This window comes from Desulfuromonas thiophila (genome assembly GCF_900101955.1).
GTDB lineage: Bacteria > Desulfobacterota > Desulfuromonadia > Desulfuromonadales > Desulfuromonadaceae > Pseudodesulfuromonas > Pseudodesulfuromonas thiophila.
Genome location: NZ_FNAQ01000005.1, coordinates 71,940 through 94,702, shown reverse-complemented (window position 1 = coordinate 94,702; position 22,763 = coordinate 71,940). Strand labels below are relative to the sequence as shown.

Below are 22,763 nucleotides of genomic sequence, written 5' to 3'. Positions count from 1 at the left end.
GATACTGCTTGCCCGTCGGGCTGCACGGAATAAGCGGAAAAGGTCTTGTCGGTTGCAGCAGGGAATGTTATCACGCCCAGGCTGCTGGTCAGACGGGTGTCAGGCATAGGGCATTTTGGGGCATTTTCGGTTCGGCCATCCACTGTTGATACCCCTTTGTGACGGTATCGCTCAACTTCTTTTGGGAGGTTATGATAATGACATTGCAGGGTTCAGATGAGGTTTCAGTGGCCGCGCGGCCGCGTAAATCTTTCCATTGGTGGTTGGCCGCAGTATTGCTGGCCGGCAGCTGTCTGACTTTTGTCATTCTGTTTGGTCAGACGCGGATGTTTCGTGACGGGGGCTTGTTGGCCGGTCTCGTGGCGCTTGGCCTTGCCGCTCTGGCGGTTTGCCGGATCAAACAGCTGGAAGCGGCCACGGAGGAATCGCTGGCGCACGAGAGCACAGGCGAGTAGTCCCCATCAGGATTGTGGTGGCTTTGGCCGACAGCTGTTTTGGCGGCGGCGGAGAAAAAAAGGGATCACTGGCGCCAGGGTAATCAGGGCAAAAAGCCAACCCGCACCTACCCGGCTGCGCTGCCAAAGGGTGTAGGCCAGCAGCGCCAGTAGCAACAGGGCGTAACCGCCCAGAAACAGCCAAGTGGTACGGGTCAAGCGTTCCATGGAGAATCCGCCTTTTAGTTGGGCCACAGATGGAGAAATCGTTGATGGTGCTGGAATTTCTCGTTGTCTGGATCTAGCGCCAGAGCCTTGTCGATCCATTCGCGGGCCAGGGCGAGCTGTTGGCGCAGGATTTCATCATCGGCGGCCTGCTGAGCCTGCAATACCCGTTCAAAGGCCACGGACGCCAGATTGTTGCAGGCCAGACCCGCCTGCTTCTCCCAGCTGAAGCCGCGAACGAGGGATTTTTTCTTATGTTCGAGCAGTTGCAGGGCTTGATGACTGTGCTGTTCGGCCAGATCAAGCTGCTTGAGGCGCAACGCCAGAGCGCCGAGATTAATGTGGGCCTCGGCCAGTTCGGCATCAAGAGCCAGGGCAGCCTGATAAAGTTCACGGGCTTGTTCCCAGTCCTGATGCCGTTCCGCTTCAATGGCCTGGTTGTAGCGTTTTTCGGCTTCGGAGGAACAACCGGCCAGCATCAGCAAGGCGGCCAGCAGAATCGGCAGGGCGAGCAGGCGGTGCAGGGCAGGGGGACGAATCATAAGAACAGAAATTTCCTCGGCCAGGGGTTAAACAAACGAAAATGAGCGGGTGCGCTGGTCCTTGCGGCATATGGTATCAGGGCTCTTGATTTCAGCCGTTTCTCTCTTGGTCTCCAATGTTTTCTGGTGAATAACGCTTGTCAGAACAGCAGCTGCTGGGCCTTTTCGCCGGCGAGTTCGCGGCGGTTTCTTTTTAATCGTGATTCCAGATATTTTTTCAATTCCTGCAGCTGTTCCTCAACCTGCGCACGTTCTGTTTCGTCGGTAAGGCCCAGTTCGTAAAGACGCTCGATCATGTGCTGCAATCGCAACCGGCTCTGTTGCAACTCTGCCGCCGGTTGCCGTTGCTGGCGCGCGGGCCGGCTGACCTTGCGCAGTTCACCGCGTGTCAGGCCGCGTTGCTTGTATTTTTCGTACAGTGCCCGCATGGTGGCCGGTGTGCGTTTCTTGGCCACCTCCACCAGAATGCTGCGGGAAACCAGCGGATTGGTGCGACATTCGTCACGAATATCCTGAGGCAGCCGGTTCAGTGACAGCATTTCCGAGATCGTCGATTTGGCTTTGCCCAGCTTGGTCGGCAGATCCTTTTGGCGGCAGATCTTCTCGTCAATCAGTTGCTGAATGGCTTCGGCCTGTTCAATGACAGACAGGTTTTCGCGTACGATATTTTCGATCAGTGCCAGTTCACGGCTCGGCTGCGGCTTGAAAATAGCTGGAACGCTGACCAGCCCAGCCAGTATGGCGGCGCGATAGCGCCGTTCACCCGAAATCAGTCGCAGGGCGCCCTGGGCATCACAGGTAAACAGCAGAGGTTGCAGGATGCCGTGTGCCTCAATGGTCTGCTTGAGCTCCTCCAGGGCATTTTCGCAAAAATACTTGCGCGGCTGCTGCGGGTCGGGATGCAACAGCTGCAGAGGTACCTGGTAAAGTTTTTCCGGTTCAAGCTCCTGTGGATGCGGAAAATCGGCAGTTTCCATGGTCCCTCGGCGTGGATGTCAGTACAAACGAAATTGGTGCAACTGAAATTGCAGGGCAATCAGTGCATTTGCCAGACTGTGCGCTACTATACCGCAGAGCAGGTTTTTTCGCCAGATGAGCAGCAGATTGTACAGAATAGCGCTGAAGCAGGTTCCAACCAGCAGCCCTTCGCCAGCCGGAATGGCGGCCAGGGCTACCACGGTGACAAAGGCAAAGGGCTGTGCTGTGCCCAAAGGAATGCGGGTGAAATCAGGCGCGATCAGATAACGCAGCATAAAGGCGCGCCAGAACAGCTCTTCCAGAACCGGCAAAAGCAACACGAAACACAGGACGGACAGCAGGCTTGTTGTCAGCACCAGTGAGGATGACCAGTGCGACGGCCAGACCAAGGAGGCAGGGCGGAGCCAGCCCAACTGTAGACCCAGTTGCCAGAAGATGGCATTGCCGCCACCTGCCAGCAGACCGATCAGACATTCGGTGCCCACCGCTTGGCGGGGGAGTTGTAGAAGAAAGAGAAAACGTGCCCGCCAACTCCACAGCGCCGCGCCCGCAAGGCTGATGCCGGCCAGAAACAGCAGGTGCTGCCACTGGGGCAGGTGACGTGCCGTTTCAATCGCGATAAAATATAGTAGAAATGGCAGCGTGAAAGGGAACCAGGGTTTGCGATAGAAGGCCATGAAACCGGATACCGGATTGGAGGTTGGCGAAAAGGCAACTGAGGCAGCATGCGTCAGCGCAGGGCGTCAGGGATAGGGTTCTTTTTGTACCGCAGCCCGCCGCCGATGAAAACCCTAAAGCGTACCGCTGCATCCTGTTAAACAGGCTGCGTGATCATGAGGAAACAGGAATGAACCAGAATTTTGTTGAGGACATGCTGGAGGTTGTCGACGAGGCCGACCAGGTTATCGGTTGCTTTCCCCGGCGGCAGTGTCACGGTGATCCACGGCTGGTGCATCGCGTTGCCCATGTTTTGGTGTTCGACCCGCAGGGTCGTTTATTGTTGCAGAAACGTTCTGAGGCCAAGGATGTGCAACCGGGACGGTGGGATACCAGTGTCGGTGGCCATCTTGATCCAGGGGAAACCTATGACATGGCGGCCTGCCGGGAAATGCAGGAGGAGCTTGGTATTGCTGTCAGGACATTGCGGCCTCTGTACCGTTATCGCTGGCGAACCTCCTTCGAGTCGGAGAACGTGATGACCTTTCTGTTGCACTACCAGGGGCCGATCCGTTTTGCTCCAGCTGAAATTGATGCGGTGCGTTGGTGGCATGCCGATGAAATCGATGCGGCCGTGGGAACTGGTCTGCTGACGCCGAACCTTGAAGCCGAGTGGCAGCGCTGGCTGGAATGGACAACGGCGATGCCCTTACCGGCTGTCACTTTCTGGCCACCATGCTGGCGAAAGTCTGGGCAACAGGCCAGACGGTCTGCCCAAGAATAAGGCAATACAACATCGGCGTTAGCCGGCGGCTCTCATGATTTATCGGAGGGCCAGACCCGGCCACAGGCAAAAAGCTTCAGCGCCAGGCACGCAATACAGAGATTGTCAGGGATTTATTTTTTTTCTGGCGGACTGGGAAGGTTTTTGGGCGGGTTTTTTGCATCAGCTGCTGACCGAGTCCCTGTTCAGCCAGGGTCGATTCATCTGCCGCCGGCCCCTGCCGGCAGGGCCATTGCCAGGGAGGAATTGCTCATGAAGAAAGTGGAAGCTATCATTAAGCCCTTTAAGCTCGATGAGGTCAAGGAAGCGTTGAGTGAAATCGGGATTCAGGGCCTGACGGTAAGTGAGGTAAAAGGCTTTGGGCGCCAGAAGGGTCATACTGAACTCTACCGTGGTGCTGAGTATGTGGTCGATTTTATTCCCAAGATCAAACTGGAAATCATCGTTGCCGATGATATTGTCGCTCAAGTGGTCGAACAGATTGCTGAGGCTGCCAAAACCGGCCGAATCGGCGACGGCAAGATTTTTGTGACACCGGTTGAGGATGTGGTCCGCATTCGTACCGGTGAACGCGGCGATACAGCTTTGTAGGCCTGCTTTTATTCGGCCTGGACTTTTAAAGATAAAACCAAAAGGGGCGGCTGCAGGCCCTTTAGTAAACCCACCAACCAGGAGATGAGATGCCCATGACCCCGAAAGATGTTGTTGCTTTTGCCCAGGAAAAACAATGCGCCTTTGTTGATTACAAATTTCTTGACTTTGTTGGCATCTGGCAGCATTTCACCACGCCGATTCGTGAATTCAGCGAGGATATTTTCGAAGAGGGGATTGGCTTCGATGGTTCCTCGATTCGCGGCTGGCAGCCGATTCATAACTCCGACATGCTGATTATTCCTGATCCGACCACGGCCAAGATCGATCCTTTCGTTGAGCAGACGACCCTCAGTCTGATCTGCAATATTGTGGATCCGATCACCCGTGAGGGTTATTCCCGCGATCCGCGCTTCATCGCTCGTAAGGCTGAAGCCTATCTGAAATCAACCGGCATTGCCGATACGGTTTATTTTGGCCCAGAGCCCGAATGCTTTGTGTTTGACGACGTGCGCTATGCCTCCGGTCCGAACGAATCCTTCTACGCTGTTGATTCCGTGGAGGGTATCTGGAATACCGGTCGTCAGGAATATCCTAACTTGGGCTACAAACCACGCCACAAGGAAGGTTATTTCCCTTGCGCTCCGACCGATTCGATGATTGATCTGCGCAATGAGATGATGCTGGTCATGCAGGAGGTCGGGCTGCACATCGAGTGCGGACATCACGAGGTGGCCACCGGCGGACAGATCGAGATCGACATGCGCTTTGACAGCCTGTTGAAGATGGGCGACAACCTGCAGTGGTTCAAGTACATCATTAAGAATGTTGCCTTCCGCAATGGCAAAACGGCTACCTTCATGCCAAAGCCTATTTTTGGCGATAACGGCTCCGGTATGCATTGTCACCAGTCGTTGTGGAAGGATGGCAAGAACCTGTTTGCCGGTGATGGCTATGGCGGGCTGTCGAAGCTGGCCATGTATTATATGGGGGGCATTATCAAACACGCCAAGGCCCTGTGTGCCTTTACCAACCCCAGCACCAACTCCTACAAGCGTCTGGTGCCGGGCTATGAGGCGCCGGTGAACCTGGCCTATTCCAACCGCAACCGTTCGGCTTCCTTGCGGATTCCCGTAACCAACAACGAAAAGGCCAAACGTATTGAATACCGCACGCCGGACCCGGCAGCCAATGGCTATCTAGCCTTTGCCGCCATGTTGATGGCCGGTCTCGACGGTATTGAGAACAAGATTGATCCGGGCCAGCCCTTGGATAAGGACATTTACGGTTTGTCTCCTGAAGAGCTCAAGGACATTCCGGCCGTGGCTGGAACCCTGGAGGAAGCTCTGAACTCTTTGCGCGACGATCACGCATTTCTGCTCAAGGGCGATGTTTTTACCGAAGACGTTATTGATATGTGGATCAGCTATAAGAAAGAAGCCGAGGTTGACCGGGTGCGCATGCGGCCCAGCCCCGAGGAATTCGCGCTCTATTTTGATTGCTGATCTGGTTCTGACGGCAACCAACACCACTGCCACTTAACGTATCACGCGATTCTTCCTTGCCCGCCATGCCCGAACCTCGGGCTGGCGGGTTGTTTTTGTTGTGGCGATATGACGTTATTGGCACGAAAACAGGTGCGATTTTAACCTGACTACAATTTGGTTTCAGAGCAATTGAAAGACGTTCAGGAAAAAAAACAAACAACGCTCTGCGCGCTTGCAACAAACGCAAAAGGCGCTATGATTGCGTCAAAGTCAGTAACATCCACGGTGGATGTGAATCCTACAGGCATCACTTAATGCACAGGGGGAGAAACGTCATGAAGAAACAGGTTGCTATCGCTGCGGGTATGCTCATTCTTTCTGCCGGCTTGGTTCAGGCACAGTCGCAGGTGCAGGGCACACTGATGAACCAGTCCAATGTCCAGAATGCCGCTAATATTGCCTCGGGCATCGGCAATGAGGCCAACATGGGGAATCTGGGTGTTAAGGGCTCCACGGTTCAGGGTACGGTAATGAATCGGGCGAATGTGCAGAACGCCGCCAATATCGCCTCGGGTATTGGCAACGAGGCCAGCATGGGTTCCGTGGGGATCAAGGGATCAGCAGTGCAGGGAACCGTTATGAATACGGCGAATGTGCGCAATGCTGCCAATATCGCTTCGGGTATCGGGAACGAAGCCAGCATGGGTTCAGTGAATATTGAAGGCTCTGCTGTTCGCGGCACCGTACTGAATCAGGCGAATGTGCAGAATGCCGCCAATATCGCTTCAGGGATTGGCAACGAAGCCAATATGGGGTCAGTTGATATCAAAAATTCCGCTGTCCAGGGTACGGTTCTGAATCGTGCCAACGTGCAGAACGCCGCCAATATCGCTTCGGGTATCGGAAACGAGGCCAATATGGCCACGGTTAAGGTGGAAGGCTCGCAGGTACGTGGCACCATCATGAACCAGTCGAATGTTCAGAATGCCGCCAATATCTCTTCCGGTATCGGCAATAAGGCAAACATGGGTTCCGTGGTTGTTGAATAAAGGAACACTGTCTGAACCTTTGTTTCACGCAGGGTTCCTCCGGTCGACTGCCGGGGGAACCCTTTGTTTAGGAGGCTGATCATGCGTGTGCTGGTGATTGTTCTGACGCTGTTGGCATGTGCGACGGTGGCGATTGCGGGCGATTTTGACGACGGCATCTCGAACTACACCGAGGACAATGTTTCCAAATGGGATGAACTGGGAGAAAAGGATCGCAACGTCAATTTCATCAAGCTCAAGGCAAAAAGCCAGGCCGCTGTCCGAGCCAACAGTGGTGGTGTGGTAACCGGAACCACCGGTGATGGCAACATGAACAGCGTGGTTTTAGGGGCGGGTGGAACCGTGCGTGGTGACATCATCATTATTGATGAGAGCCGGGGTGACAAGACGCAGGTGGTTGAATAGCACTGGCGTTCCCGTTGTCGCTGCCCGCTGCGGACTGAAGCAATTGCAGACGTAAGGAGAGCTGATGAATCGATCAAAAATAACTGCAGGTGTCCAACGCAGCTGTGGCCTGTTTATCACAGTGCTGCTGGTTTTAACGCTTGCGGCCTGTGCCGCTGTCGATCCGGCCAAAGTCGATGTCGAGATCAAAGAAACCGCACCACAGGTGAAGGTTACTTCTTATACCCGTGCCCTGTCGGAACTGGGCATGATGACGGAGATCTTCGGTACCGGACCATTGAAAATCCAGAGCAATCCCATAGGAGACAATACCGGCACCTCTTCATCAACGGGTGGCGAAATTCCGCGCGACATTACCGAAATGATCAAGAGTTCTCTCAACTCGATCGGTGGTAATGTGATTTTTATCCCCTATGATCCGGCTTTCATCCAAAACCAGATGGTTACCGGATACTCCAGTTTCGATGCCAAGCTGATTCCCGATGTTGTTATCAGCGGCGGCATCACCGAATTCGACCGAGGGCTGGAAACTCGTGGTCAGGGAACCGATGCTGGCGCCGAGGCCGATTTTACCGGCATGCCTGGCTGGCTGCCGTCCAAGACCGTTGCTCTGGATTATGGTGAGAGCTTCAAGACGGGTCTGGCGCGCATCACGCTGGATTTCAATCTACTGGATTTCCGAACCATGGCGGGTATTGCCCGCATGAACACGGTCAACTCCATGGAGGTCAGCAAGGCCATGGGGGACAAGGAGATTGGCATCACGCTGTTTGGCCCCACCTTTGGTCGCAAGGGTTCGGTCAAAAAAGTGCAGGGCCGTCATGCCGCTGTTCGTTTGCTGGTAGAGCTGAGCATGATACAGATCGTCGGCAAGCATCTGGTTCTGCCGTACTGGCGTCTGCTGGGTGAAGATACCCAGCCAGATGAAGTGGTGATGGCGGCACTGGCACGCAGTTATTACAACATGCAACCCGCCGAGCGTTTGATTGCCGTCCAGGAATGGCTCTACCTGCATGGGCATGATGTGCCTCAATCAGGTCGACTTGACGCTGCAACCATCAGCGCCATGCAGCAGTTTGCCCCTGGGTTCAGCGCTGCAGCACAGATTACACCGGAGCTGTTTATCGATATCTATACCAGCATTCCCATTAACAGTAAAACTCTGGGTCGCCGTTATCAGCTCAATCGTGGCTATCAGGTGGCTCAACCGGTCCCGGTCGAACCTGCAGCTCCGCTCGTGATTCAGCAACCAGCTCCGGCCCCGGTTTCCGCTCCGGCACCAGCGCCTGCGCCGACAAAGGCCGCGGCTGCACCGGCTCGCAAAGCCTCCGCCGAGCCTGCACGTCAGGCTGCTGCAGCACCTGCGCCAGCTCCCGCTCCCGCAATGGCACCAGCACCGGCCCCGGCAACCAGAGCAAAAATAGGTCGTATTCTCAGCGATGAGGAATGGTAGCTTCAGGCCCTGACCTGACAAGGAGAATGCTCATGATGAAGAAAGTGTTTGTGTTTGCCTTGCTAGTCAGTCTGACCGGCCTGCTGACACCGCAAGCCCAGGCAGGAAACAAGCGGATCATGTCCGTCCAGGCAGCCAAAGTGCTGGCAGAACGTGCCTTGGTTGAATCGGTTTATGGCCTGAAATTACGCGCCACGGAATCGGTGGAAGACATGGTGGCGGCCAGTTTCGAAGGGACGACCGAATCAAAAACGCAGGCCCTGATTCGCGGAATTCGCTTCGAGGAAGTGGTTTATGATGATGCCAAGGATGTCGCCAAGGTAACGGCGGTGGTTGCCCTGCCAAGTATCACGAATATCGACGGCCAGGAACTCGACCTGAAAAACAAGGAATTCCGCCGAGTGGCCTTTGCCACCTCAACGCCGTCACAGGCTGGGCCGCTTAAAGCTCTGCGCGCCGCCGAACTCGATGCCTACAAGCAACTGATCAAGCAGGTTGTTGGATTTCAACTGGAAAGTGAAACCAGCGTTGAGAATTATATGCTGAAGTCGGACAGCGTTAAAACCAAGGTTCTGGCCACTATTTTCATGGCGGAACTGGTCGATTACGGCTGGGATGACTATGGTGATGCCTTTGTGGTACTCAAGCTCGATGTTACGGAAGCCGGTAGCATGCTGGGGGATGCGGTGCAGTCGGCCGTGCCCTATATCGAGGTCACAGGGCAGGGTTCTTCGCAGGATGATTTCACCAAATCCAAGAATTCCTGAACCTGAATCTGGACAATTGAACGGAGGATCAATTTGAAACAACAGATGATCTGGCTGTTAACAGGGGCGGCTGCCATGTTGCTGGTTCTGCTGCTCGTGGGTGCAACGGACTACAGCGCACCCAACTACGGCCGTTTCCAGCTGTCGACCTTCAGTGCCGACATGGACGATAACAAGGCCGCTGTGGGCGCCTTCGTGATTGATACCGCCACCGGTGAAACCCGCACGGTTTATTATCGCCTGATTGATAGTCAGGGCGGCGGATCAATTTTCAAGAACGATCTGAAAAAACCTTTCCATTCCATCCAGTGATGGAGCCGCATTGAAATCGACTGTTGGTCATGCAGACGATAGTCTTGTCTCTTAACGCACCCCCGGATTTATCGGTGGGTGCGTTTTTTATGACCGACAAAGTGTGCTTAGGCGCCGTCGTCTGTTGCCGTGCTTGCCGTATCCAGCTGCCAGCAGCGTCGCCGGTTAATAAACAGGCTGTTGCCCTGAATTTTTTTAGCTTGTTTTTTGGCTTCTGACGCCAGAGTGGCAATATCATGATGGCTGCAACAGTCCTGCAGCCCGTCGAAACAGGTTGCGCCAATGGACAGGGAACAGATGCCGTAGAACACCGGCTGCCCTTGACGATCCTGGCCGGCGATACCCTGCGCCTGACGATGTTCCTCGTTATAGAATTCTATAACCTCGTCAGCAAAACGTTGCAAAATATTCCGACAGCGTTGCTGCCAGTCCTCACTCCGAAAAAGCACCATGAAATCGTCGCCGCCGATATGGCCGACAAAGTCCTGTTGCGGGTGGCTGCAGTCCTGCAAAATTCTGCCGACAAGGCGAATGACCATGTCACCCCGGCTGTAACCGTAGGTATCGTTGAAGGGCTTGAAATGATCCAGATCGACATAGCAGGCGGTGAACGATGTGGCGTTCGCAACCAGCCGTTCGATGGATTCATGGATGGGCACATTGCCGGGCAACAGTGTCAGCGGATTGGCATATCGGGCATTGCGGATCTGCAGTTCGGTAATTCGTTTGAGCAGATCGGTTACCTGCCCAATCCCTCGATAGCGGTTTTTTTCAGTAATGATAAAGTGATTACCCTGATGAAGATAGTTTTCATTGGTAATAATCTGGCTGAGCTGCTCAATCGGAATATCGGTTTCGATCCGCAGGCAATTGCGGTCAATAAACTCTCGAATCGGACGGCGGCCATGCAGGTCCCGTCCAAAACGACTGGCCAATACATTCATGGCATGGTGTCGATGTAACATGCCACCGGCAAAGCCCTCATCGACAACCGGTATGGCCATGAGCTCCGGTACCTTTTCAAGCAGATCGCCAGCTTCGCTGAGGGTTGTCTGGGAGCCGATGGTGGGTACGGTTTTGATCAGATTGGCAACGGTTTCGCTGCGCCATTTAAAATCCTGTCCCTGATCCCTGCTGGTGCAGGCAACATGCAAGCAGATCTGCTGGGGGATATCCAGTGGCGGTGTCGGCGTTGGGCGGGAGAAATAGTACCCTTGGCCGAAGCAGACACCGAGGGATTGCACAGTATAATACTCTTCAATGGTTTCGATGCCTTCGGCAATCGTCTGGCAGCCGACATGTTCGGCAATATCCTGCAGGCTCTGGATCAGCTGTTTCTTGTGCTTGTCCTGATTGATAGCCTGAATGAAATATTTGTCGAACTTGACAAAATCCGGTTTCAGTTCCGTCCATAACCGCAACCCGGCATAGGCAGCACCCAGATCGTCCAGTGCCACCTGGAACCCACTGTCCCGGTAGTGCTGCAAGGCATGGTGAATGGTGGTGACATCAAGGATCGGGAAGTTTTCCGTCAGTTCAATCACCACCCGGCTTGCCTCCAGTCCATAGCGCTGCAGCGCGTTGCGTGTGAATCCTTTGGGAAAGTTTTCTTCCAGTAGAGATTTCGGGCTGATATTGAGAAACAGCTTTCCTGGCAGATTCAGGCGGGAAAAAAATTCAATATTGATATCGCGGCAAAGGATTTCCAGTTCTACCAGGCGATGAACCTGCATGGCGGTCTGAAACAGCAGGCCGGGAGAGTGCAACGGGGTATCGGATGGACCTCGTATCAAAGCTTCGTAGCCAATGATCTTGCCGGCCGCAAGATCAACGATGGGCTGAAAGTGAGGGGTCAGGCGACGATTGGCAATAATGTCGGCAAGTATGAGCGCCAGGGGCGCAAGATTTGCCTGCTGATGAGTCGGGGGGTTGGCATGAAATTCGTCACTATCGTCTCGGAACAGATGAGGGTGCATGACGCCTCCTGATGTGCTAACAGGGCAATTGACAGGGTTGTGACATGGCGGCAGAGCACGCCGTTGCGACGCGATGGCTACGGGGATGCGGTTGGGCCGGTAGCTGCATGGTGTCAGCTGTGTCTGCCATTGAAAAATTCTCCAGTAATTGCTGCAGATTTCGTGCTTGAGTCGAGAAGGTCTGAGCGCTCTGGTGCCCCTGTTCGGCTAGTAGCGCACTGGCGGTTGTTACCTGCTTGATGCGTTCCAGCGCCTGTTCGATGGCACCAATCTGGTGATGCTGTTGGTTCGCTGAATCCGACAGGGTTTCGATAATCCCGGCAACCCGATTGACATCCGTCACAATTTCATCCAGCGATGTCGCAGTACGGTTGGCAATTTCGGCTCCTTGCCGGGCCTGGGCAATGGACTCTTCGATCAGCCGGCTGGTTTCTCCGGCCGCTTTGGCGCTGCGTGCTGCCAGATTGCGGACCTCCTCGGCCACTACGGCGAACCCCTTGCCATGCTGTCCGGCGCGGGCAGCCTCAACGGCGGCGTTGAGGGCCAGCAGGTTGGTTTGAAAGGCAATGTCGTCAATAACGCGGATAATCCGGGCGACGTCCTGGCCCGACTGGTTGATGGCATCCATGGCCTGCAGCATCTGGCGAATCTGATCATGACCCTGCTGGGCGGACTGGTTGGCCTGTCGGGACAATTGACAGGCTGAGGCACTATCGTTGGCATTGTCACGGATGCTGCCAGCCATCGAGCTGATGCTGGTGGAGATTTCCGCCAGGGCTTGCGCCTGTTGCCCGGCCCCTGAAGTGAGCGCCTGGCTGTGAACCACACTGTCGCGTGAGTGCTGACCGATCTGATCGCAAAGCTGGTGGACTTCGATCATCAACGCTGTCAGGGCGGCATTGGTTTGTCGCAGGGGCTCGCGAATGACGCCACTGGCTTCAAAGGTAAAGTTGCCCTGTGCCAGCTGACGAAAGGCGGTAACAATTTCCTGCTCCATATGATCGGCAAAGGCATTGAGACTTCTGGCGATCTGGCCAATTTCATCATTGCCTGGCTCGGCGATCCGAAAGGAAAGATCGCCACTGTCCATCTGGCGGATCATCTGCCGGGTTTGCGCCAGTGGGCGGGTGATGGAGCGGGTTACCAGCCAGGCCAGCAGGCTGCCAAGCAGAATCAGCAACAAGGCAAAAAGGCTGAACAACTGTTCCACCAGCTTGCCGTGCTGGTGGGCCTGCTGTTGAACGTGCAGAACGGCATCGGATCGTTGCTGTGCCACATCCGCCTGCTGGGTCAGTTGCCGGGTCAGTCCGGCTTGCAACTCGCTTAGGTGCAGCTGGATTTTCTGGCCCTGATCCTGCAGTGCGGTGTGAAAACCGGCAATGGCGGCGCGCTGCCGGGTACTGATAATCTTTTCCTGCAACAGTACCTGGTCAAGATTGACCGACAGGGATTTTACCAGGGTGGGGAACTGATCTCGGTAGAGGATCTGGGCCTGTGGCCACTGGCTGCTCAGGAGCAATTGATTGAGTTGCCGGGCAGCTTGCCACAGTTGCCTGTCGTCTTGGCGACTCTTTTCCACGGCCTGTCGCAAGGCCGGATACTGATCCGCGAATTTTTGATACTCGGAACTGCGGCTAAACATTGCCAACAGGGTGGCATCGGCCTCCTCGGCCACCAACTCATCAATGGTGCTGTGAACGAAAATCATGTTGGCCACCTTCAACGCCCAGTAAATATAGGAGCGTTTCAGATCGTTCAGTGCCTCTGCCAGCCCCTCGTGAATGGGTTGCCAGCGCTCCTGAAGGGGGGTCAGGGCCTCAGCAAGTTGATCGCGTTGCTGTTCAAGAGCAGTAAAACTGGCGGCGGCTTCAGGCAACTGTGCTTCCATTTGTCGTCGAGCAGGATGCTGTAACAGGGCATCAAGGGCGGCGGTCATGGGAAATTGCTGTAGAACCTCGGCCGGGGCATTGTCCAGCATGGCCAGACTCAACTGCATGAACAACCGATCGTGCTGTGCCTGAATCTGATTGAGCAGATTAAGCCAGCCGGTTACTTCGGCCGCCTGGCTCTGAGCTTGCAGCGAATCCTGGAAAGCCTGGGCGACCTCGGCATCAGCGTCGGTAATCTGTCGGGTGGAAAAAAAGGCGAATCCGGTAATGCCGCCCATCAGCAAAATCAGAAGGGAGAAGCTCAGAACCAATCGGCTGGCCAGCGAGCGCCGGCCGGGGATTCTGGCAATGAGGGCGAAACGCAGAGCGTGAAAAGAATGACATGATGACATCGACAGCCTCCCGGTGCGGGTGAAAAATGAACAGCAACGCTCTGTCTATGCCTGTTGTATTGTTCGCCTGTCACGTTTTTGTCAGATTCCGGTTAGGTCCCTGGTTCAGGGGAAAAGGGGGTGCGGGGCAGCGCCCAAAAAACGAGGAGTCGCGTCAGGATGTCAGACACAAAAAAAGCCGGGCTCTTGATGGCCCGGCTTTTTTTTGTGTCTACGCTGAATGAAGCTTAACAGGCGGCGGTCACCCCCTGCCGTTAAGTTACTCAGAATGTGCAGCCTGAATCAAGTGTCAGGATTCAGTCCCTCAAATCCTGTATCAGATTCCCAGCTCCTTGAAAAAGTCGTTGCCTTTGTCATCCACCAGGATGAAGGCGGGGAAATCGACCACTTCGATCTTCCACACCGCTTCCATGCCCAGGTCTTCAAAGTCGAGGCATTCCACGCTCTTGATATTGTATTCCGCCAGAGCCGCAGCCGGGCCACCGATGGAACCAAGGTAGAATCCGCCGTGTTTCTTGCAGGAATCGGTGACCTGCTGTGAACGGTTGCCCTTGGCGATCATGATCATGGATGCGCCCCGCGACTGCAGCATATCGACATAGGGGTCCATGCGGGCCGCTGTGGTCGGGCCAAAGGAGCCCGAGGGCTTGCCCGGTGGCGTTTTGGCCGGACCAGCGTAGTAAATCGGGTAATCCTTCAGGTATTGCGGCAGTTCTTCGCCGCGCTCGATGATCTCGCGGAAACGGGCATGGGCGATATCGCGACCGACGATGATCGTCCCGTTGAGTGAAAGCTGGGTCTTGATGGGGTATTTGGTCAGTTCGGCCAACACCTCGTTCATCGGCCGATTGAGATCGATCTTGACCACTTCGGGCCGGCTGCCGCGGCCACCCTCGGGCAGCAGGCGGGCGGGATTGCTATCCATCTGCTCCAGCCAGATACCGTCCTTGTTGATTTTGGCCTTGATATTGCGGTCGGCCGAACAGGAAACCGCCAGGCCGATGGGACAGGAGGCACCGTGGCGGCTGCAGCGGATGACGCGGATGTCGTGGGCAAAGTACTTGCCGCCGAACTGAGCACCAATACCCAGTTGCTGGGCGCGTTGGAGCAGTTCCTGCTCCAACTCGATGTCGCGGAACGACTGCCCATGGGCATTGCCTTCCGTCGGCAGGACGTCAAGGTAGCCAGCCGAAGCCAGCTTGGCGGTTTTCAGACAGGATTCGGCACTGGTGCCGCCGATACAGAAGGCGACATGGTAGGGCGGACAGGCCGCGGTGCCAAGGGATTTGAGCTTGCCCACCAGCCAGTCGACAAAGCTGTTGCGGTTGATGGTCGCCTTGGTTTCCTGATACAGGTAGCTCTTGTTGGCGCTGCCGCCGCCCTTGACGACGAAAAGGAACTTGTATTCGCTGCCCTCGGTGGCCATCAGGTCGATCTGGGCCGGCAGATTGCACTTGGTGTTGACCTCGTCGTACATGTTGAGGGGGGCGTTCTGGGAGTAGCGCAGATTCTCCTCGGTGTAGGTCTTATAGACCCCCTTGGACAACATGGCCGCGTCGTTGCCGCCGGTCCAGACATTCTGCCCCTTCTTGCCGAGCACCGTGGCGGTGCCGGTATCCTGGCAAAACGGCAGCTCGAACTTGGCCGATACCACAGCATTCTGCAGCATGGCCATGGCCACGCCGCGATCGTTGGCCGAGGCTTCGGGATCCTTCAAAATGGCTGCCACCTTGTCGTTGTGAGCCGGCCGCAGCAGAAAGTTGACCTCACGGAAGGCTTGATTCGACAGAAATGCCAGGCCCTCCGGATCGACCTTGAGAATCTCCTGACCCTCGAAGCTGGTGGTGCTGACATAGTCCTTGGTCAGCAGGCGATATTGTGTATCGTCTTTGCCAAGGGGGAAGGGGTCCTGGTAGAAAAATTCAGACATGTGCTACTCTCCTTTGCATGGCATACGAACGGGCGGCATCAACGCCAGATCAACTCAGCCGTGACCCTGGAACGTCACAACCGCGCCAGTATAAGGGAAAGCGGTCGGCCTTGTCGAGAGCCGGTCCCGGTTTTCCGCAAAACAGGTTTTGTTTTTTCACGATCAGGGGCCGCAGTGCTATCAGCAAGCACCGGGCGGTGTGGCAGCTGCAGGGAAGGTTTGCGCCGCAGTGTTTGCCGTGTTACAAGAACGCGCTTGAGCAGCGAAGAAAAGAACCCCTGTTTAACCGGTTGCTCACCCTGTGGTGAGGGCCTGGAACTGGCCGGCTCATCAGGCCAGCCAGTTGCTTTCCCGGCAATCCAACGAGAGCGATTCCTTCTATGTATGGCATGTTGAAACGTATCCTGACCTCGCAGGTCTATGAGGCAGCCAGTGAAACCCCGCTGGAACCAGCACCCGGCTTGTCGCTGCGGCTGGATAATCAGGTGTTGCTCAAGCGCGAGGATCTGCAGCCGGTATTTTCCTTCAAGCTACGTGGGGCCTACAATCGTATTGCCCAGCTGTCACGGGCGGCACGCGAACGCGGCATCATTGCCGCTTCGGCAGGTAACCATGCCCAGGGCGTCGCTTTTTCCGCCCGCAAACTGGGCATCGAGGCGCTGATTGTCATGCCGGCGACCACGCCGGCCATCAAGGTTGCAGCGGTACGCAGCTATGGCGCCGAGGTTATTCTGCACGGTGACAACTATTCCGAGGCGGCCGAACATTGCGCCCAACTCCAGCAACAACGCGGCATGACCTATATCCACCCCTTTGATGACGATGATGTCATTGCTGGTCAGGGCACCATCGCCGATGAACTGCTGCGCCAGAGCGCTGGCCGACTCAACGCGATTTTCGTGCCTGTTGGTGGTGGTGGACTTATCGCTGGCATCGCCGCTTACATCAAGGCCCTGCGGCCTGACGTCAAGGTTATTGGTGTCGAGCCGGAAGACAGCTGCGCCATGACCAGATCGCTGCGCGCCGGCCAGCGTGTTGAACTGGAAACCGTCGGCATCTTCGCGGACGGGGTGGCGGTCCGTCAGGTTGGTAGCCGCACCTTTGATCTGTGCCGCCGTTATGTCGACGACATGGTGCTGGTTTCCACCGATGAAATCTGCAGTGGCATCAAGACCATTTACCAGGAAACCCGTTCGATCGTCGAACCGGCCGGCGCGTTGGGCGTTGCCGGCCTGCAGAAGTATGTGCAGCAGACGGGCATCCGCCAGCAGCGGCTGGTGGCAATCAACTCCGGTGCCAACATGAATTTTGACCGGCTGCGGTTCGTCGCCGAACGCACCCAGATCGGCGAGAAGCAGGAGGCGTTGTTCGCCGTTTCCATGCCCGAACAGCCAGGCGCCCTGCGCCAGTTCTGTACCGGACTGGTCGGCGAACGCAACATCACCGAATTTAACTACCGCATGGCCTGTGGCGACAGCGCCTGTATCTTCGTCGGCATCTCCATCCGTGATGAGCAGGAGCGTTTCGAGTTCTTTGCCCAGATGCGCCAGCAGGGCTATGACTGCGAGGACCTGACCGACAACGATCTGGCCAAGACCCATGTGCGTTACATGGTCGGTGGCCGTTGCGCGCAGGTGACTAATGAACATCTCTACCGTTTCTGGTTCCCGGAGCGCCCTGGTGCGCTGGCGCGTTTTCTTGCTGCCCTGGGCGCTGATTGGAACATTTCCCTGTTCCATTACCGGGCCCAGGGGGGTGATTACGGTCGGGTGCTGGTCGGGCTGGAACTGCCGCCGGGCGCGGCGGGACGGGTGCGCGCGGTGCTGGATGCGTTGGGTTATTACTACATCGAAGAACAGGACAATCCCGCTTATCGGCTTTTTTTATAACAAAGCAGTCCGATTACGGGTGCGGCTTTGTTGACAGATTTTCTCGGAAAATGCTATCAAGCAGTCGCTGATCGCAATGGTGTGGTTGGTGGCTGCTGTTGTTCATCCTGTTGCCTGTCAAGGAGAGCCTGCCGTGTTTCGCCTGCTGAAGGAAGATATCCAGGTGGTGTTCGAACGTGATCCCGCCGCGCGTTCGGTACTAGAGGTCCTGGTCTGTTATCCCGGCTTTCATGCCTTGCAACTGCATCGCCTGGCGCACGGGCTGTGGCAGAGACGGTTTTATTTCATTGCCCGCTGTGTGTCACAGTTCAGTCGCTTCGTCACCGGCATCGAAATTCACCCCGGCGCCCGCATCGGGCGTGGTTTTTTCATCGATCATGGCATGGGCGTGGTCATCGGCGAAACGGCTGAGATCGGCGACAATTGCACCCTGTATCATGGTGTCACCCTTGGTGGCACCTCCTGGGCCAAGGAAAAACGCCATCCAACGCTGGGCAACAATATTGTTGTCGGCTCTGGCGCCAAAATTCTTGGTCCGTTCACGGTAGGGGATGGCAGCAAGATCGGCTCGAATTCCGTCGTGGTCAAAGAGGTGCCGGAAAATGCCACTGTGGTTGGCATTCCTGGTCGGGTAGTCACCCAGGAGCGACAGCAACCGGCGACGGAAGAGCGACGCCCCGATCTGGAGCACGGCCGCCTGCCTGACGTGCAATGTCAGCGCATCACTGAACTGGAACAGCAGGTGGCGGAACTGACCCGGCAGCTGCAGCAGTTGCAGCGCCAGTCCTGAACCCTGTGGTGAGGAAAAAGAAAGATGCGTCTTTCAACCAAAGCGTTGTATGCCGTGCGGGCCATGGTGCGGCTGAATTTGCAACAGGATGGCACGCCGGTTTCCATTCGTGAAATCTCCGACAGCGAGCATATCTCTCTGACCTATCTGGAGCAGCTGTTCGCCAAACTGCGTCGCAGCGATCTGGTCCAGAGTGTGCGTGGCCCCGGTGGAGGCTATGTTCTGGCACGACCAGCCGACCAGATTGCCTTAGTCGAGATTATTGATAGCGTCGAGGAAACCCTTGCCCCGGCGGCCTGTGTTGAAGGCGGCAAGGACTGCCAGATGCGCGAATTCTGCGTCACCCATCCGGTCTGGCTGGAACTGGGCGAGCGCATCCGCACCTTTCTGGCATCAATTTCCATCGAGGACCTCAGTCGCGACGCTCAACGTCATGTGCAAATGCGGCTGGAGCGCAGCGTGTCATCGGCGGAGTGAGCGACATGGACTGCCTCTATTTTGACAACAATGCCACCACCCCCCTGTTGCCTCAGGTACGGGATGCAATCTGGCCTTATTTCGCGGAACATTTCGGCAACCCGGCCAGTCTGCATCAGCCCGGCCGGCGGGCCCGCACGGCCATTGAAACAGCCCGTGCCCAGGTGGCAGCGCTGATCGGAGCCGAGCCGGAGGAAATCATCTTCACAGCCGGCGGTACCGAAAGCGACAATTTTGCCCTGCTCGGCAGCCTCGAAACCCTGCGGCCACAGGGGCGGCACCTGATTACCACGAGCGTAGAGCATCTGGCGGTGCTGGATAGCTGCCGCTACCATGAGCGGCATGGTGGTTCAGTCAGCTATCTGCCGGTGGACGCCAGCGGCCAGATCGATCTGGCCGAACTCGAAGCGGCCATCAGACCCGATACGGTACTGATTTCCGTCATGTGGGCCAACAATGAAACCGGGGTGCTGTTTCCCATCGACGCCGTAGCCGCCGTGGCCCGCCGCCATGGCATTCGGTTTCACTCCGACGCAGTGCAGGCTCTGGGCAAGGTGCCCATTGATGTCCGCCGGACGCCTGTAGATCTGCTGTCATTGTCAGGCCACAAGATCGGTGCGCCCAAAGGGATCGGCGCCCTTTTTGTGCGCCGAGGCACGGCGATTTGCCCCTATTTGCATGGTGGTCATCAGGAAGGGGGGCTGCGGGCCGGCACCCATCATGTCGCTGGCATCGTCGGCATGGGTACCGCCTGTGACTGGATCCGGCCGCGCTTGTGTCAGGAGAACGAACGGCAGCGGGCCCTGTTGCGGCAGCTCGAAGATGGCATCCGGGCCGCAGTTCCCGAGGTCGTACGCAATGGCGATCCCCACAGCTGTTTGCCAAACACCCTGAATCTGAGTTTCCCGCAGATCGAGGGCGAGGGGCTGCTGCTGGGGCTGGATCTGGTCGGTATTGCGGCCTCTTCGGGCAGCGCTTGCACCTCGGGCAGTGCCGGGGCTTCGCATGTGCTCAGCGCCATGGGGGTGCCTGGGGCACGGTTGCATTCCAGCGTGCGGCTGAGCCTGGGCTATCAGACCAGTGAAGCCGAGGTGGCGGCACTGTTGCAACGTCTACCGGCGGTGGTCGGACGACTACAGTCCCTGAGCCTGCCTGCTGATGTCGATCTGTCGCTTTTTGATTGTCCGGTCATCGAATGTCTGCTGGCTGACCATGATTGAGACCGCATGACTGAGAACAGCAGGCCCCGTTCGGCCCTGGTTGCCCTGAGCGGAGGAGTCGATTCGACGGTGGCGGCCCTGTTGCTGCAGCAACAGGGCCTTGCCGTGCAGGGCATCACCCTGCGCCTGCTGCCGGGCGCGGCTGGAGAGGCTACGATTGCTGCCGCCGGTCGAGTCGCTGCTGAACTCGCCATTCCTTTTCGGGTCTGTGATTGTGTCGACGATTTTGAGCGCCAGGTCATGACCCCTTTTCGTCGGAGCTATTGTCAGGGGCGTACGCCCAACCCCTGTGTCCTGTGCAACCGGCTGTTCAAGTTCGGCTTGCTGCTGGATGAGGCTGACCGCCTGGGCTGCGACCTGCTGGCCACCGGCCACTACGCTCGCCTTGACCAGCGCCAGCCAGACTGGCCGCGGGTATGCCGCGCCAGCGATCTACGCAAGGACCAGAGTTATTTCCTGTTCTGTCTGTCCTCGCCGCAGCTAGCGCGGATCTGTTTTCCCCTGGGTGACCTGACCAAGGAGCAGGTGCGCCAACAGGCGCGTCGTTTTGGCCTGGCGGCGGGTGACAGTGGCGAAAGTCAGGACGTTTGCTTCATTCCCGATAATGACTATATCCGCTTTGTCGAGACGGACGCCGCATCACCGCCGGCTGGTGCGTTGGTCCATGTTGACGGCCGGGTTCTGGGAAATCATAACGGCATTCACCGCTATACCGTCGGACAACGGCGGGGCCTCAATCTGGCCTGGCGGGAACCTCTTTATGTGGTGCGTCTGGATCCAATCGCCAATCAGGTGGTGGTCGGAGAAAGGCCGCTGCTGCTGCGTGAGACCTTCGAGGTGACTGAGCTGGTCTGGAATGCGCCACAGTCGCCGGAGGCCTTCGATGATCTGTGCTGTCAGATTCGTTATCGCCACCAGCCGGTGGCCGCCCGCCTGCAATCGTCTGGACCGCAGCAGGTGCGGGTACAGCTGACGGCACCCCAGGCTGGCATCGCGCCGGGGCAAGCGGCTGTTTTCTATCAGGGCGATACGGTGCTGGGCGGAGGCTTTATCCTGTGACGGCACCACCCACCTTCAGTCTGGTGACCCTGGGCTGCAAAGCCAATCAGTTCGAATCGGCCGCAATGCAACAGCTGCTGCAGCAGGCCGGTTATCGCCAGCTGTCCTTTGAACAGGGCGCCGAGTTGGTGATCATCAACAGCTGCTGTGTCACAGCCCAGAGCGATGCCCAGTCGCGCCGCTGGGTGCGACGGGCGCGGCGTCTTAACCCCACCTGTCGCGTCCTTGTCACTGGCTGTGCCGCGCAGGTGCAGCCGCAACAGTTTGAATCCCTTGCCGGTGTGCGGTTTGTGATTGGCAATCGCGAAAAGGCTGATCTGCTGGCGATTGTGCAAGGCGATGGCCCGGTGCGGCAGGTGGGCGACATTCGTCGTAGTGGCGGTCAGGTTGAATTGTCCATCAGCGGTTTCAGCCAGCACAGCCGTGCCTTTGTGCAGATCCAGACCGGTTGTGACGCTTTTTGTTCCTATTGCATCATTCCCTTTGCCCGCGGTCCCAGCCGCAGTGCCCGGCCGGAGCAGGTGGTGGCTCAGGTGAGGACTCTGGCTGAACAGGGCTACGCCGAGGTGGTGCTGACCGGTATTCATATCGGCCGCTATGGTCAGGATTTGCAGCCGGCCATCCGCCTGACCACGCTGCTGCAGCAGCTGCTGGCGGAAACCACGATTCCCCGTCTGCGGTTGGGTTCGCTGGAACCGCAGGAAGTCGATAGCGACCTGATCGAGCTGCTGGCGCGGCAACCACGCCTATGCCGTCATCTGCATATCCCCCTGCAATCGGCCAGCGATACGGTGCTGCAGCGCATGAACCGGCACTACAGCGCCGCCTTTTTCACCGACCTGATCGACCATGTCACCACAGCTTTGCCGGGAGTAGGACTGGGGCTTGATGTGCTGACGGGCTTCCCCGGCGAAACCGCAGCCGAATTTGACCAGACCCTGCAGTGCCTGAAATCTCTACCATTGAGTTATCTGCATGTGTTTCCCTACAGTTGCCGACCGGGAACCGCCGCCGCCAGCATGCCGGCGCAGCTTGATGGCGATCTGATCCGCCGTCGTGCCGCCATGCTGCGAATGCTGGGCCAGTGCCAGGCGCAGGATTTTCTGCAGCAGCAGTGTGGTCGCAATCTGGAAGTGGTTTGCGAACGCCAGCCAACGTGCTGGCAGGGGCAGCGGGGTTTTCAGGCGGTCAGCAGTGAATATGTCGAGCTGTTGGTGGTCAGCGACTTACCGCTGGCCGGCCAGCTTTGCCGGGTACGGGTTGCCGACCAGCTGCAGGCTGGGCAACTGGTCGCTTACCCGGTTTAACCGCCAGAGGAAAGAAATGACAAAAAAAGAGCCTCGGGCTAAGGAGGGAAGCGCCGAGGCTTAAAGAAGGAGACAGGGCTTGAATCCTGTTTGCTGTCATAATAAGCAGACATCATGCCAGAAGTAACAGCTGGCGTTTTTTTGGTGATT

General features: G+C 56.9%; 22 protein-coding genes. 15 read left to right on the top strand and 7 right to left on the bottom strand.

Features of this window, described 5'->3' with window-relative positions; translation table 11 throughout:
* The first annotated feature begins 158 nt into the window (after positions 1–158).
* Positions 159–455 carry a hypothetical protein gene (locus BLR80_RS13090; RefSeq protein WP_216095186.1) on the top strand — a complete coding sequence of 99 codons (297 nt, stop codon included), beginning with the start codon at positions 159–161 and terminating at the stop codon, positions 453–455.
* 6 nt (positions 456–461) lie between these two features.
* Here BLR80_RS13090 and BLR80_RS06815 read toward each other — a convergent pair whose 3' ends face one another.
* The 4 genes from BLR80_RS06815 to BLR80_RS06800 form a co-directional block, all read right to left on the bottom strand.
* Positions 462–662 (bottom strand): hypothetical protein, encoded by a 201-nt coding sequence (locus BLR80_RS06815; protein WP_092077737.1) that lies wholly within the window; start codon positions 660–662, stop codon positions 462–464.
* Positions 663–676: 14 nt separating this feature from the next.
* Complete coding sequence (locus BLR80_RS06810; protein WP_092077734.1) at positions 677–1,201, bottom strand: tetratricopeptide repeat protein; 525 nt, start codon at positions 1,199–1,201, stop codon at positions 677–679.
* 140 nt (positions 1,202–1,341) lie between these two features.
* On the bottom strand, positions 1,342–2,178 hold the full coding sequence (locus BLR80_RS06805) for a ParB/RepB/Spo0J family partition protein (protein ID WP_092077731.1): 837 nt from the start codon (positions 2,176–2,178) through the stop codon (positions 1,342–1,344).
* Between the two features lie 18 nt (positions 2,179–2,196).
* Positions 2,197–2,856, bottom strand: a complete 660-nt coding sequence (locus BLR80_RS06800; RefSeq protein ID WP_092077728.1) for a CPBP family glutamic-type intramembrane protease — start codon at positions 2,854–2,856, stop codon at positions 2,197–2,199.
* A gap of 170 nt (positions 2,857–3,026) precedes the next feature.
* Here BLR80_RS06800 and BLR80_RS06795 point away from each other — a divergent pair, with 170 nt between their 5' ends.
* From BLR80_RS06795 to BLR80_RS06760, 8 genes are all read left to right on the top strand, one after another.
* Entirely contained in the window at positions 3,027–3,620 is a 594-nt protein-coding gene (locus BLR80_RS06795) for an NUDIX hydrolase (protein WP_092077726.1), read from the top strand.
* 252 nt (positions 3,621–3,872) lie between these two features.
* Entirely contained in the window at positions 3,873–4,211 is a 339-nt protein-coding gene (locus BLR80_RS06790; RefSeq protein ID WP_092077723.1) for a P-II family nitrogen regulator, read from the top strand.
* 95 nt (positions 4,212–4,306) lie between these two features.
* On the top strand, positions 4,307–5,716 hold the full coding sequence (gene glnA / locus BLR80_RS06785; RefSeq protein WP_092077804.1) for a type I glutamate--ammonia ligase: 1,410 nt from the start codon (positions 4,307–4,309) through the stop codon (positions 5,714–5,716).
* Between the two features lie 317 nt (positions 5,717–6,033).
* Positions 6,034–6,747, top strand: a complete 714-nt coding sequence (locus BLR80_RS06780) for a hypothetical protein (protein WP_092077720.1) — start codon at positions 6,034–6,036, stop codon at positions 6,745–6,747.
* 81 nt (positions 6,748–6,828) lie between these two features.
* On the top strand, positions 6,829–7,152 hold the full coding sequence (locus BLR80_RS06775) for a hypothetical protein (RefSeq protein ID WP_092077717.1): 324 nt from the start codon (positions 6,829–6,831) through the stop codon (positions 7,150–7,152).
* 64 nt (positions 7,153–7,216) lie between these two features.
* The gene (locus BLR80_RS12915; RefSeq protein ID WP_171906345.1) at positions 7,217–8,605 is read left to right on the top strand and encodes a DUF4384 domain-containing protein; all 1,389 of its coding nucleotides are present in this window, start codon (positions 7,217–7,219) and stop codon (positions 8,603–8,605) included.
* 32 nt (positions 8,606–8,637) lie between these two features.
* Positions 8,638–9,372, top strand: coding sequence for a hypothetical protein (locus BLR80_RS06765; protein WP_092077714.1), 735 nt, complete (start codon positions 8,638–8,640; stop codon positions 9,370–9,372).
* Between the two features lie 75 nt (positions 9,373–9,447).
* On the top strand, positions 9,448–9,684 hold the full coding sequence (locus BLR80_RS06760; RefSeq protein ID WP_143012099.1) for a hypothetical protein: 237 nt from the start codon (positions 9,448–9,450) through the stop codon (positions 9,682–9,684).
* 107 nt (positions 9,685–9,791) lie between these two features.
* Here the strand turns inward: BLR80_RS06760 and BLR80_RS06755 are convergent, their stop codons facing one another.
* The 3 genes from BLR80_RS06755 to BLR80_RS06745 all read right to left on the bottom strand — a co-directional run bounded on the left by BLR80_RS06755 (position 9,792) and on the right by BLR80_RS06745 (position 15,871).
* Entirely contained in the window at positions 9,792–11,660 is a 1,869-nt protein-coding gene (locus BLR80_RS06755) for a GGDEF domain-containing protein (RefSeq protein ID WP_092077708.1), read from the bottom strand.
* Positions 11,661–11,676: 16 nt separating this feature from the next.
* Complete coding sequence (locus BLR80_RS06750) at positions 11,677–13,941, bottom strand: methyl-accepting chemotaxis protein (protein ID WP_092077705.1); 2,265 nt, start codon at positions 13,939–13,941, stop codon at positions 11,677–11,679.
* A 316-nt stretch (positions 13,942–14,257) separates the two neighbouring features.
* The gene (locus BLR80_RS06745) at positions 14,258–15,871 is read right to left on the bottom strand and encodes a fumarate hydratase (protein ID WP_092077702.1); all 1,614 of its coding nucleotides are present in this window, start codon (positions 15,869–15,871) and stop codon (positions 14,258–14,260) included.
* Positions 15,872–16,251: 380 nt separating this feature from the next.
* Between BLR80_RS06745 and ilvA the strand changes: the two genes are divergently transcribed.
* From ilvA to mtaB, 6 genes are all read left to right on the top strand, one after another.
* A complete protein-coding gene (ilvA, locus tag BLR80_RS06740) occupies positions 16,252–17,760 on the top strand; it encodes a threonine ammonia-lyase, biosynthetic (RefSeq protein ID WP_092077699.1) in 1,509 nt (502 codons plus the stop codon).
* A gap of 76 nt (positions 17,761–17,836) precedes the next feature.
* The gene (gene cysE, locus BLR80_RS06735; RefSeq protein ID WP_092077696.1) at positions 17,837–18,550 is read left to right on the top strand and encodes a serine O-acetyltransferase; all 714 of its coding nucleotides are present in this window, start codon (positions 17,837–17,839) and stop codon (positions 18,548–18,550) included.
* A 24-nt stretch (positions 18,551–18,574) separates the two neighbouring features.
* Positions 18,575–19,027: an RrF2 family transcriptional regulator gene (locus BLR80_RS06730; RefSeq protein WP_092077693.1), complete on the top strand. Its 453-nt coding sequence runs from the start codon at positions 18,575–18,577 to the stop codon at positions 19,025–19,027.
* Positions 19,028–19,032: 5 nt separating this feature from the next.
* On the top strand, positions 19,033–20,247 hold the full coding sequence (locus tag BLR80_RS06725) for a cysteine desulfurase family protein (protein ID WP_092077690.1): 1,215 nt from the start codon (positions 19,033–19,035) through the stop codon (positions 20,245–20,247).
* A 6-nt stretch (positions 20,248–20,253) separates the two neighbouring features.
* Positions 20,254–21,306: a tRNA 2-thiouridine(34) synthase MnmA gene (gene mnmA / locus BLR80_RS06720; RefSeq protein ID WP_092077687.1), complete on the top strand. Its 1,053-nt coding sequence runs from the start codon at positions 20,254–20,256 to the stop codon at positions 21,304–21,306.
* Positions 21,303–22,613, top strand: coding sequence for a tRNA (N(6)-L-threonylcarbamoyladenosine(37)-C(2))-methylthiotransferase MtaB (mtaB, locus tag BLR80_RS06715; protein WP_092077684.1), 1,311 nt, complete (start codon positions 21,303–21,305; stop codon positions 22,611–22,613). The genes mnmA and mtaB overlap by 4 nt, the downstream gene beginning before the upstream one ends.
* The last annotated feature ends 150 nt before the right edge of the window (positions 22,614–22,763 follow it).